General features: G+C 69.3%; 10 protein-coding genes. 8 read left to right on the plus strand and 2 right to left on the minus strand.

All coding sequences use genetic code 11. From position 1 onward, the window contains the following. Positions 1 to 153: 153 nt before the first annotated feature. On the plus strand, positions 154 to 645 hold the full coding sequence (locus tag D457_RS0122235) for a hypothetical protein (RefSeq protein WP_017582882.1): 492 nt from the start codon (positions 154 to 156) through the stop codon (positions 643 to 645). Here D457_RS0122235 and D457_RS0122240 read toward each other — a convergent pair. Further along, on the minus strand, positions 642 to 1691 hold the full coding sequence (locus D457_RS0122240) for a serine/threonine-protein kinase (protein ID WP_017582883.1): 1050 nt from the start codon (positions 1689 to 1691) through the stop codon (positions 642 to 644). The two genes, D457_RS0122235 and D457_RS0122240, sit on opposite strands and share 4 nt — an antisense overlap. 1109 nt (positions 1692 to 2800) lie before the next feature. On the opposite strand from D457_RS0122240, the gene D457_RS0122245 reads away from it, so the two are divergent. The 7 genes from D457_RS0122245 (at position 2801) to D457_RS0122275 (ending at position 11160) form a co-directional block, all read left to right on the plus strand. Continuing rightward, positions 2801 to 3283: an MmcQ/YjbR family DNA-binding protein gene (locus D457_RS0122245; protein ID WP_017582884.1), complete on the plus strand. Its 483-nt coding sequence runs from the start codon at positions 2801 to 2803 to the stop codon at positions 3281 to 3283. A 13-nt stretch (positions 3284 to 3296) separates the two neighbouring features. Beyond that, entirely contained in the window at positions 3297 to 5570 is a 2274-nt protein-coding gene (gene recD2, locus D457_RS0122250) for an SF1B family DNA helicase RecD2 (protein WP_017582885.1), read from the plus strand. 266 nt (positions 5571 to 5836) lie between these two features. Continuing rightward, positions 5837 to 6265 carry a (deoxy)nucleoside triphosphate pyrophosphohydrolase gene (locus tag D457_RS0122255; RefSeq protein WP_017582886.1) on the plus strand — a complete coding sequence of 143 codons (429 nt, stop codon included), beginning with the start codon at positions 5837 to 5839 and terminating at the stop codon, positions 6263 to 6265. A gap of 203 nt (positions 6266 to 6468) precedes the next feature. Further along, positions 6469 to 8361, plus strand: coding sequence for a translational GTPase TypA (gene typA / locus D457_RS0122260; protein ID WP_017582887.1), 1893 nt, complete (start codon positions 6469 to 6471; stop codon positions 8359 to 8361). A 140-nt stretch (positions 8362 to 8501) separates the two neighbouring features. After that, complete coding sequence (locus D457_RS0122265) at positions 8502 to 9167, plus strand: DUF6758 family protein (protein WP_051072995.1); 666 nt, start codon at positions 8502 to 8504, stop codon at positions 9165 to 9167. Between the two features lie 34 nt (positions 9168 to 9201). Then, positions 9202 to 10077, plus strand: a complete 876-nt coding sequence (locus tag D457_RS0122270; RefSeq protein WP_017582889.1) for a PHP domain-containing protein — start codon at positions 9202 to 9204, stop codon at positions 10075 to 10077. A gap of 105 nt (positions 10078 to 10182) precedes the next feature. Next, positions 10183 to 11160, plus strand: a complete 978-nt coding sequence (locus D457_RS0122275; RefSeq protein ID WP_017582890.1) for an MBL fold metallo-hydrolase — start codon at positions 10183 to 10185, stop codon at positions 11158 to 11160. 71 nt (positions 11161 to 11231) lie between these two features. Here D457_RS0122275 and D457_RS0122280 read toward each other — a convergent pair whose 3' ends face one another. Beyond that, positions 11232 to 12140 (minus strand): alpha/beta fold hydrolase, encoded by a 909-nt coding sequence (locus tag D457_RS0122280; RefSeq protein ID WP_026116906.1) that lies wholly within the window; start codon positions 12138 to 12140, stop codon positions 11232 to 11234. Positions 12141 to 12193 lie beyond the last annotated feature (53 nt).

A 12193-nucleotide genomic window follows, 5' to 3' on the forward strand; every position in this document is an offset into this window, starting at 1 on the left:
GATCCGCCCACGGGCCCGCACCGCCGCGACCACGCGCCCCTACCATGGAGGGGACAGTCGGCTCGATTCCCTCGGAGGACGTTCGTGTTTCCCTCTGGCCAGGACCCGTACGACCCCAACGCGGGACAGAACGGGGTCCCCTCACCGCGAGGGATGCCCGACTTCAACGCACCGCACTACGAGGCGCTGCGTCCTGACGCCCCCATGCCCAAGCGGGTCTCCACTGTGCGCACCCTGATGTACATCGGCGGTGTCTGCGGGATCCTGATGTCCCTGCTCTTCATCATGGGCCTGTCCGCCTCTCCCGAGGAGATGCAGGCGGCGCTGGACGAACAGACCGCGATGGCCGCCGAGCAGGGCGTCGCCATGGCCTTCGACCTCGACATGATGCGCTCGTTCATGGCCTTCGGGGTCGTGGTGACCGGGCTGTACGGCGCCCTGTCCTTCTTCATCGCCTCTCGCCTGCGCAACCGCACGGTGGGAGTCTTCTGGGCCACCATGCTCTTCCAGGGCGTGGCCGGCGGCATCCTGCTGTGGGGTCTGCTCGGCGGTGAGATCCTTATGATCGTCCCGCTCGGCTTCGCCGTCACGATGCTGGGCTTCATGTGGGCCAAGGAGAGCCGCGCCTACTACGGTCTGCTCTAGCCGCGCCCCCGCGGAGGCAGGGGCACCCGCACCGCGACCTTGGTCCACTGGCGCTCCAACAGGGCGCGCACGGCCCGGGGCCCGGTGCCCGTCACCGGTTCCGCCGGAGCGCGGACCCCGCCCTCGGGGCCTTCCAGGGCCAGGACGGCCCGGAGCAGCTCCGCGGTGTCGGGCCGGTCGTCGGGATCCTTGCTCATCGCCGCCGCCACCAGTTTCTCCAGCTCCTTCGGCAGGTGCTGGAGGTCGGGCTCCTCGAACTGCACCCGTCGGGACATCTCCTTGGGCGCGGCCATCCCGAACGGGTCGTGCGCGGCCGAGGCGAACGCGACCGTCGCACCCCACAGGAACACGTCGGACTTCTGCGTGGTGGGCTGGCGCTGGTACTGCTCGGGGCTGATCCACCCCGGGGTGCCGAGCTTGTCGCGCTGCTGGGCGGGGCGCTCGTCCGGTAGGGAGTCCGGGGAGGGCAGCTTGAGGTCCCGGTAGGCCCGCCGCATCCGCCGCAACCGGATCCACTTCGTGGGGTCGGGGTCCTCCACCGCGTGCGCGATCCCGAAGTCCAACAGTTTCGGCCCCTGCCCCGAGAGCACCACGTTGCTGGGCTTGAGGTCGCGGTGCACCACTCCGGCCGCGTGGATCGCGCGCAGCGCCTCGGCCACCCCCACGGCCACGCCGAGCAGCATGCCCCCGCGCAACCGGCCGAACCTCTCCACGTGGTGGCGCAGGGTGGGCCCGGGCACGTACTCGGTGATCATCCACGGCAGCTCGGCTCCCACGTCCGCACGCACGAACCGGGCCACCGAAGGGCTGTTGACCTTGGCGAGCAGCCGCGCCTCGTGCGCGAACCGCTCCCGGAACCGGTGGTCGCGCGCCTGCGCCGGGTGCACCACCTTGACCGCGAGATAGCCGTGCACCCCGGGCGAATCGGCGGCATAGACCGTGCCCATGCCGCCCGAACCCACCCGCCCCCGTACCCGGTGCCCGCCGATCTCCCGGGGGTCTCCCGGCTCCAGCGGGGCGAGTCTGCGTACACCGCGTGCCTTCATGAGAACTCCAACCGACCGTGGGGAGGGACGTGCCGGATCCTATCCGCAGACCCCTCGCTGGGATCGGACCACGACGGTCGTGAGGATCCCTCTTGCAACTCACGCTCCTCGACGGACAGCCCGTCCACCTGCCCCCCTGACTGCTCCGTGCCGTCCGCGCTGCCCTTCCTCTCCCCACCCCTGCGCGCACCGGGCCGCGTGTCGCGGCCGGTCACGCCGGTCTGCGAACCACAACCGCGACCCGCCCCGAGCCCGGTTTCGGCCCCTGTTTCGAAGATGATCTTGCTACCAGAAGCAAGTTCGGCGCCGAACTTGCTTCTGGTAGCAAGATCATCGGGGATGAGGGGGTTTCGGAAGCAGTGGACAGCCCCCAGACGCAGGTTACGGACACCCTGGCCTCCCCAGAGCCAACACCACAGCGCTGAACTCACCCCTCACCGCCGGGTGTCCGATGGCACGCGCGACCGGCCGCGACACGCGGCCCGATCCACGCAGGCCTGGGGAGACCGGGGCCGTCGCTGCCGTTTTTCCGTCGCCGACCTTGACCGGCCGCGACACGGCCAGGCGTTGCGCGCAGAGCGGTGGAGGGCACCGGCCGAAGGCCGCGCAGTTGGTAGTTGGGCCCCTTTGGGGCCCGTCTGCCACCCCGGACCACTCCTGCCCCGTTTCCCGACAGCCGCCAACCGCCGTCGCAGCGAAGCGGGTCAAGGTGGAGCGCCCTGATCCGGCGAAGCCGCGACGGCGACGACCTTGACGCGCGCAGCGGAGACGGCCACCATCAAGCGGCGGGAAACGGGGGAACCCGAGGGACCCCACACAACGCAGGAAGCCCGCCAGAGCCCCCATGGCCCGGCAGCTATCTGGGGCCGATGGGACCGATGGGACCGTGCCGCAACGTGTCACAACGTGCTGTTTCTGGGCGGGTTCAGGGGCGGGGCGGTTGTCCACAGATTGGTGGCCCGGACTCCCGAAGGTCGGTGTCCTCTGGCAATGTCGAAGTCAGCACCGGCAGAGAAAGTCAGCACCGGCAGAGCAAGCTGGCACTGGCGGAGCAAGCCAGCACTGGCGGAGCCGATACCGGCCGGGAATCAGGGGGACTGGGGAGAGGCATGACACCTGAGGAGTTCATCGACGCGGCGCTGTGGTTTCCCGAGGCTGAGGAGAGTGAGCCCTTCGGGCCGGGGCCCCTTGTGTACAAGGTGGCCCGGCAGAAGATGTTCGCCCTGCTCACCGGTGGCTCCCAAGGCTCCAGTGGCTCCGGAGACTCTGGCAGTCCTGGCGGCTCCCGTACTTCTGAGGATGGCCCTGCCACGGTGAACCTCAAGTGCGACCCGGAGCTCGCGTTGGAGCTGCGGGGGCAGTTTCCGGCGGTCACGCCCGGTTGGCACATGAACAAACGACACTGGAACTCGGTGCTGCTGGACGGCAGTGTGCCCGACGATGAGCTGGTGGAGATGCTCAGACACTCGTATGTCCTGGTCGCTCGCAGTCTGCGCCGGGCGGACCGGGAGCGGGTGCTGGCGGTTCTGGGGGAGGGCACCCCGCCTCTGGGGGAGGGCACCCCGGAGGTTCCCACCGGAGTGGAAGGCTGAGAGGCGGTACACCGTGCCCACCCCATCCAAGCCCGCTCCCTCACAGGCGGTGGTCCAGGGGGTCCTGGAACGGCTCACCTACGCCAACGAGGAGACCGGGTACACCGTCGCCAAGGTCGACACCGGCCGGGGCGGTAGCGACCTGCTCACGGTCGTGGGCTCCCTGTTGGGCGTCCAGCCGGGCGAGGCGCTGCGGCTGCGCGGTCGTTGGGGCTCGCACCCCCAGTACGGCCGTCAGTTCCACGTGGACGACTACACGACGGTCCTGCCGGCCACGGTTCAGGGGATTCGGCGCTACCTCGGCTCCGGGCTGATCAAGGGGATCGGGCCGAAGATGGCCGAGCGGATCGTGGAGCACTTCGGGACAGACGCCCTGGAGGTCATCGAGGAGGAGCCCAAGCGCCTGATCGAGGTGCCCGGGCTGGGCCCCAAGCGCACCAAGCTGATCGCGGACGCCTGGGAGGAGCAGAAGGCCATCAAGGAGGTCATGGTCTTCCTCCAGGGGGTCCAGGTCACCACCTCGTTGGCGGTGCGCATCTACAAGAAGTACGGGGACTCCTCGATCGAGGTGGTCCAGAAGGAGCCCTACCGCCTGGCCTCGGAGGTGTGGGGGATCGGCTTCAAGACCGCCGACACCATCGCCCAGGCGGTCGGCATTCCGCACGACAGCCCCCAACGGGTCATGGCGGGCATCCAGTTCACGCTGTCGGAGTCCAGCAACGACGGCCACTGCTACCTGCCCGAGGAGCGGCTCATCTCCGCCGCGGTGAAGATCCTCCAGGTGGAGGCCGGGCTGGTCATCGAGTGCCTGGCCGAACTGGTCGCGGAGGAGGGCGTGGCCCGCGAGACCGTGCCGGGGCCCGAGGACGAACCGGTCCGCGCGGTCTACCTGCTGCCCTTCCACCGCGCGGAGATGGGCCTGGCCTCCGGACTGCGATCCCTGTTGGACACACCCGAGGAACGCCTGCCCGCCTTCACGGACGTGGACTGGCCCGCGGCCCTGGAGTGGCTCGACCGGCGCACCGGCTCCGCGCTGGCCGAGGCCCAGCAGGACGCCGTCCGCCAGGCCCTGTCCCAGAAGGTGTGCGTGCTCACCGGCGGCCCCGGCTGCGGAAAGTCCTTCACCGTCGCCTCCATCGTCACCATGGCCAGGGTCAAGGACGCCAAGGTCATCCTGGCCGCACCCACCGGCCGTGCCGCCAAGCGCCTCACCGAGCTCACCGGGTACGAGGCCTCCACCGTGCACCGCCTCCTCGAACTCCGCCCCGGGGGCGAGGCCAGCTACGACCGTGACAACCCGCTCGACTGCGACCTGCTGGTGGTCGACGAGGCCTCCATGCTCGACCTGATCCTGGCCAACAAGCTGGTCAAGGCGGTCCCGCCCGGCGCGCACCTGTTGTTCGTCGGCGATGTCGACCAGCTGCCGTCCGTGGGTGCCGGGCAGGTGCTGCGCGACCTGTTGGACGAGCACTCGCCCATCCCCGACGTGCGCCTGACCCACGTGTTCCGCCAGGCCCAACAGTCCGGGGTGGTCACCAACGCGCACCGGATCAACAAGGGGGAGCCGCCGCACTTCGAGGGGATGACCGACTTCTTCCTCTTCCCCTGCGACGAGGCCGAGGACGCCGCCCAGATGACCGTGGACGTGGTCGCCCGGCGCATCCCCCGCAAGTTCGGCCTCGACCCGCGCCGCGACGTCCAGGTCCTCGCTCCGATGAAGGGCGGTCCGGCCGGCGCGACCAACCTCAACACCGCCTTGCAGGCCGCGGTGACCCCGCCCGGCGACCATGCCCCCGAACGCAGGTTCGGCGGTCGGGTCTTCCGGGTCGGCGACAAGGTCACCCAGATCCGCAACAACTACGAGAAGGGCGAGAACGGGGTCTTCAACGGCACCCTCGGCGTGGTCACCGGGATCGACCAGGTGGCCCAGGAGGTGTCCGTGCGCACCGACGAGGACGAGGAGATCAGCTACGACTTCGCCGAACTCGACGAGCTCACCCACGCCTACGCCATCACCGTGCACCGCTCCCAGGGCAGCGAGTACCCCGCCGTGGTCGTCCCCGTGACCACCTCGGCCTGGATGATGCTGCAGCGCAACCTGCTCTACACCGCGATCACCAGGGCGAAGAAGCTGGTCGTCCTGGTCGGCTCCCGCAGAGCGCTGGCCCAGGCGGTCCGCAACGTCTCCTCGGGGCGCAGGCACACCGCCCTCGCCCACCGGCTGCGCCATCCGTTCACCGAATCCCGGAGCGGGTACCGCCCCGAAGACGCCCAACCCCTTGCCTGATTGTGCACAAGCGCGCGGAACACCCGGTTTCGAGACGCGAAAAGTACGGGAACCTTCACTGATTCCGCCACACGGGGACTCCCTGGTGCATAGGCTCTGGGTCAGTCACCTGCTCTTCCTGGCAAGAATCTTCCAGTGGGTGATTTCTGCGACCAACCCGGAAGCCGACGCTCTTTCCACTCCCCCCGGAGGGCGACGGCCCCCCGGGTGTCGGCCCGGCCGGACCGACACCCGGGGTTCACTTTGAGCCCCTAGGCTGGTGTCCCGTGCGACAGACTCTGATCGTGGTGGGCGCGGCCATCGTTCGGGACGGACACGTCCTCGCCGCCCAGCGCGCCGAACCCCGGGCCGTGCGCGGCCGGTGGGAGTTCCCCGGCGGCAAGACCGAACCGGGGGAGACCCCCGACCAAGCCCTGGTCCGTGAGTGCCGGGAGGAACTGGGCGTGACCGTCCGGGCCCTCGGGCGGGTCGGTGACGACGTCCCGCTGCCCGAACTAGCCAAACGGATCTCCCGCCCGGCCGTGCTGCGCCTGCTCCGCGCCGAGCTGGTATCCGGCGATCCCCGGGCTCTGGAGCACCTGGCGGTCCGCTGGGTCGCCACCGACGAACTGCGCGAGCTCGACTGGCTCCCCGCCGACATCCCCTTCCTGGAGCCGCTCGGATCCTTGCTCGAGGCGCACGGAAGCCCCGCCTGAACACGCACGAAAACACACCTGAAACCCCTGCCTGAGGCGGGTTCCGGGGGACGTACGCCGCCCGTTTCGCGGGCCCTTCGGGGTGACGAAACTAACCGGGGTGACCTGTACGTTTCCCAACCAGACCACTATGACCGCATAAACTGGCAACGGGCCGTGGCAATCTGCGGTCTCTACCCAGTACAGGAGATCGAGACTTAAGCATGTCCAGCGCCACGCCCTCCGAGGGCTCCGCCCGCCGTACAGACCTGCGCAACGTCGCCATCGTGGCCCATGTCGACCACGGCAAGACGACCCTCGTTGACGCCATGCTCTGGCAGTCCGGTGTCTTCCGGGAGAACCAGGACGTCAACGACCGTGTGATGGACTCCAACGACCTGGAGCGCGAGAAGGGCATCACCATTCTCGCGAAGAACACGGCGGTGCACTACACCACGCCCGAGGGCGAGGACGTGGTCATCAACATCATCGACACCCCCGGCCACGCCGACTTCGGCGGTGAGGTCGAACGCGGGCTGTCCATGGTCGACGGTGTCGTCCTGCTCGTGGACGCGAGTGAGGGTCCGCTCCCGCAGACCCGCTTCGTGCTCCGCAAGGCCCTCCAGGCCAAGCTCCCCGTCATCCTCGTGATCAACAAGGTGGACCGGCCCGACAGCCGGATCGCCGAGGTCGTGGACGACACCTACGAGCTGTTCATGGACCTGGACGCCGACGAGTCGCAGATCGAGTTCCCGATCGTCTACACCTGCGCCCGTGACGGCAAGGCCTCCCTGGAGCGCCCCGCCAACGGCACCGTGCCGGAGAACGACAACCTCGTTCCGCTGTTCAGCACCATCCTGGACACCATTCCGGCCCCCGAGTACATCCCGGACGCGCCGCTGCAGGCCCACGTCACCAACCTGGACGCCTCCCCCTTCCTCGGCCGTCTGGCCCTGGTCCGGGTGCAGCAGGGCGAGCTCCGCAAGGGCCAGCAGGTCGCGTGGATCCGCACCGACGGCACCATCCAGCAGGTCAAGATCACCGAGCTGCTCATGACCGAGGGCCTGGAGCGCAAGCCCGCGGAGATGGCTGGCCCCGGTGACATCGCGGCCATCGCCGGTATCGAGGAGATCATGATCGGCGAGACCCTCGCCGACGCCGAGAACCCGGTCGCGCTGCCGCTCATCAAGGTGGACGAGCCCGCCATCTCCATGACCATCGGCACCAACACCTCGCCGCTGGTCGGCCGGGTCAAGGGCGCCAAGGTCACCGCTCGCCTGGTCAAGGACCGCCTGGAGAAGGAGCTCGTCGGTAACGTCTCCCTGCGCGTGTTGCCCACCGAGCGCCCCGACGCCTGGGAGGTGCAGGGCCGCGGTGAGCTGGCGCTGGCCATCCTGGTCGAGCAGATGCGCCGCGAGGGCTACGAGCTGACCGTCGGTAAGCCGCAGGTGGTCACCAAGATCGTCGACGGCAAGGTGCACGAGCCGGTCGAGCGCCTCACGGTGGACGCCCCCGAGGAGTACATGGGCGCCATCACCCAGCTGCTCAGCGTCCGCAAGGGCCGGATGGAGAACATGGTCAACCACGGCACCGGCTGGGTGCGCATGGACTGGCTGGTCCCGTCCCGCGGCCTGATCGGTTTCCGGACCGAGTTCCTCACCGAGACCCGCGGTACGGGTATCGCCAACCACGTGTTCGAGAAGTTCGAGCCCTGGTTCGGCAACATCACCTCCCGTCCGAACGGCTCCCTGGTCGCCGACCGCGCCGGTGTGGCCGTCGCGTTCGCGATGTTCAACCTCCAGGAGCGCGGCACGCTGTTCGTCGAGCCCACCACCGAGGTGTACGAGGGCATGATCGTCGGCGAGAACTCGCGCTCCGACGACATGGACGTCAACATCACCAAGGAGAAGAAGCTCACCAACATGCGTTCGGCCACCGGCGACGAGCTCGTCCGCCTGGTGCCGCCGCGCAAGCTCTCCCTCGAGCAGGCTCTGGAGTTCTGCCGCGAGGACGAGTGCGTCGAGGTGACGCCCGAGAACATCCGTATCCGCAAGGTCATCCTCGACCAGAAGGAGCGCGGCCGGATCACCGCGAACAAGAAGCGCCAGTCCCAGTAGGACCGCCGCGGTAGACCAATCGCGGTAGCACTGCCTTCAAGGGCCGCAACGCCCTTGCGGTGACGACAGTGGGCGGGGTGCGATCGCACCCCGCCCACTTCGCGTTTTCGCTGAACACCTCTCGGGTAGAGACGTAGAACATGAAACCCGAGCCCACGTGTCCACGTTGCGGGCGCGCCGTACAACCCCCGGGGTTGTGGACCAGCGCGTGGCAGTGCGACGCCCACGGACCGGTGGCGCCCCTCCAGGGGGTACGCGCACCGAACACCGCCGCACTTGACGCTCTTCTGCCACAGGCCAACGTCCCGGTGTGGATCCCGTGGCCCCTGCCGACGGGCTGGGTGGTCACCGGCTTCGCCGAGGTCGGCGATGAGCGCAGCGGCGCTCTGGCCGTGGCGGTCGCCCTGTCCGGACCGAACCCGCTGGGCGGGGTCGGCGAGGCCGTCATGATCGCCGAGGACCCCGGCATCGGTATCGGCGCACGCGTCGCCGGGCTGGAGGGCCCTGACCCCGGAGACGGGTTCGACTCCGGTCCGCCCGACGCCAAAGTGCGCTTCGACGGGCACGAGATGGCCCTGTGGAACCTGGACGTGGGCAAGGACCGCGCGGCCTACACCGGTGAGGCGCTCGCCCACTGGCTGTGGTTGGTCTTCGCCTCGGCCGACACCGGCATGCTGATGTGCGAGATCAACTCACTGCGGGACCTGCGCGACCTACGGGACGGCGGGGTCGCCCTGGAACCGCCGTTCGGTGCGCTCAGTCCTTTTTTCAGCAGAGCCCTGGCACCTGTGACCGAGGCGGACTGAGCGGGACCGGGCGCCACTTACGTACAATCGCCCGGTGACACGTATCGATCTGCACTCCCACAGCTCCGTTTCCGACGGAACCGACTCCCCCGCCGAGGTCATCGAGTACGCGGTCGCCGCCGGGCTTGACGTCCTCGCCCTGACTGACCACGACACGGTCGGCGGGATCGAGGAGGCGTCCCGGCACCTGCCCTCCGGGTTCACCCTGGTTCCCGGGATGGAACTGTCCTGCGCCTACCAGGGGTCCGCGGTCCACCTGGTGTCCTACCTGTTCGACCCGGACTCCCCGGAGCTGGCCGAGGAGCTGCGGCGGGTCCGCTCCGACCGCGCCCACCGGGCGGAGGAGATGGTGCGCAAGCTCCAGGAGCACGGCGTGGACGTGACCTGGGAACGGGTGCTGGAGATCGCCGGGGCGGGCAAGGACGAGTACGCCGACGCGAACACCATCGGCCGCCCCCACCTGGCCCGCGCCGTGGTGGAGGCGGGGGCCGCCAAGGACGTGCAGGACGCCTTCGACAAGTGGATCGGCTCCGGTGGGCCGGTCTACGTGGCGCGGTACGCGATCGACCCGGTCCGCGCGGTGGAGCTGGTCCGCGCGGCGGGCGGGGTCTGCTCGCTGGCGCATCCCGGGCGCGCCGAGGGCGCTACCAACGGCGCCGTCCCCGTGGAGCTGGCCGAGCGGATGGTCGGGGTCGGCCTGGGCGGGATCGAGGCCGACCACCCCTCGCACAACCGGCCCCAGCGCAAGTTCTGGCGCGGGGTCGCCGCCGACCTCGGTGTGGTGGTGACCGGTTCCAGCGACGACCACGGGTCCCTGACCGGGCACCGTCTGGGCTGCCGGACGACCGCGCCGGAGGCGTTCGAGGAGCTCATCGCCCCCGCGACCGGGGCGCCTCTGCTCAAGGGTTGAGTGCCGCCGGACCCCCTGGGTTCGGTACGGTACGGACCACTGCGCGGGGACGCGAGAATGGTCGAAGCGTTTTTCTACCCATATTTGGACGAAAGGTCTGACGCCGTGTTCTGGAAGCGGAAGTCGAAGAAGCAGGACGGCCAGGAGGCCACCGATTCCGCTGTGGAGGTCGCGGAGGACACCACGGAGGAGACCGAGGAAGAAGCGGTCGAGACCGAGACCAAGGACGACGCGGCCAAGACCGAGGACAAGGCTGAGGAGAAGGCCGAGGAGTCCGACAAGGCTGAAGACGCCGACGCCGACACCGAAAAGGACGAGGCCGACGAGAAGGACGAGGCCGAGACCGCAGCCAAGGCCAAGAAGTCCGCCAAGAAGGCCGACGAGTCCGAGGACGCGTCCAAGGCTGACGACGAGGACGGCAAGGACGACGAGGTCGAGGAGGTCGGAGTCAGCGGCCCCGACTCCGACGGCATCATCCGCGTTCGCACCGCCGGGACCTTCGAGTTCGACGGCGAGAAGTTCGAGGTCATCAGCAACACCTGGATCATCGAGGCCGACAAGGACGGCGTCGTGATCATCGACCCCGCCCATGACGCCGAGGCGATTATGGAGGCCGTCGGCGACCGCGAGGTCTACCTCATCGCCTGCACCAACGGCTACAGCCCGCACATCGAGTCGGCCCTGAAGATCGCCGAGGAGACCGAGTCGGACATCGCCCTGCACCCCCGCGAGATGCGCGCCTGGCGCCGCATCCACGGCGCGGAGCACCGCCCGGAGATCGACGTGGAGGGCGAGGGTGCCCTGGACATCGCCGACCTGCACATCGACGTCCTGGCCCTGCCCGGTACCACCAGCGGCACCGTCGGTTTCTACGTGAGCCAGATCGGCGCCGTCTTCAGCGGTGACACCCTGCGCAAGGGCGAGCCCGGCATGGTCGGTAACACCTACATCGACTACACGACCCAGCTCGCCTCCATCGGCGAGAACCTGCTGTCGCTGCCGCCGGACACCCGCATCTTCCCGGACCGCGGCCCGTCCACCACGGTGGAGGCCGAAGGCCGGAACTTCGACTCCTGGGTCTAGCACCCGGCCTCGAAGCACACGTGCCGCCGTCCCCGTACGGAGACGGCGGCACGTTCGTGTACAGGGGCGGGTCAGCGGCGGCCGACGGACTCCGTCTCGTTCCAGAAGGACGTCAGGGCGCTGGAGGTGGTCTCGGGGGCCTCGACGTTGGGGGAGTGGCCCGCGCCGGGAATCACCAGGCGCTTGGCGTCCAGCCGCTCGGCCATCTCGTCCTGTTCGGCCAGCGGCCAGGCGTCGTCGTTCTCGCCGTAGAGCACCAGCTTGGGCACGTCCACCTCGGCCAGTTCGTCGACCCGGTCCGTGGCGCCCAGCAGGTCCTCGGCCATCCGGATCAGGGCCAGGGCGCTGGTGTTGAGCAGCCGCTCGCGCAGGAAGTCCACGACCTGGGGCTTGACGGATCGGCCGCGGGCCTCGATCTCGAAGCGTTCGTCCCACAGCTCACGGAGCCGTTCGGCGGTGGGGTCCATCGAGAGCGCGGCGATGAGGTTGCGGGCCCGGACCGCACCCGGGCCGCTCAACGGCCCGGGGCCGGAGCACATCAGGGTGAGGGAGGCCAGCGGGGACTGGTCGGTCAGCGCCGCCTCGCGGGACACCAGGCCGCCGAAGGAGTGCCCCACCAGATGCACGGGGCCGCCGTCGCCGACCTGGTCCAGGACCTCGGCCACCACCCCTCCCAGCGAGGAGAGGCGGTAGTCGGGCAGCTCCACCCCGGGCGGCGGGGTGAGGGTCTCGAGGCCAGGCGACCGGTAGGTGCCGGGCAGGTCGATCACCACCACCTCCCGCCCGGCTTGGGCCAGGCTCTGGAGGAGGGCGATGAAGTCCTCCTTGCTGCCGGTGAAACCGTGCACCAGGACAGCAGGGGCCAACTCCGTGCCGCCGGAGGTGGGCATGGCCCGGAGTGCGGCTACTGGACCGTACGAAAGACGCAGGTCCGTGCGCCGCACACCCGGCGGCAGATCGAGGAACTCAGGTGTACTCACGTCGGGCCACCCTAGACGATCGATGAGTGGATCAGGGAGCGCCCGACGCCGAA

This window comes from Nocardiopsis valliformis DSM 45023, assembly GCF_000340985.1.
GTDB lineage: Bacteria > Actinomycetota > Actinomycetes > Streptosporangiales > Streptosporangiaceae > Nocardiopsis > Nocardiopsis exhalans.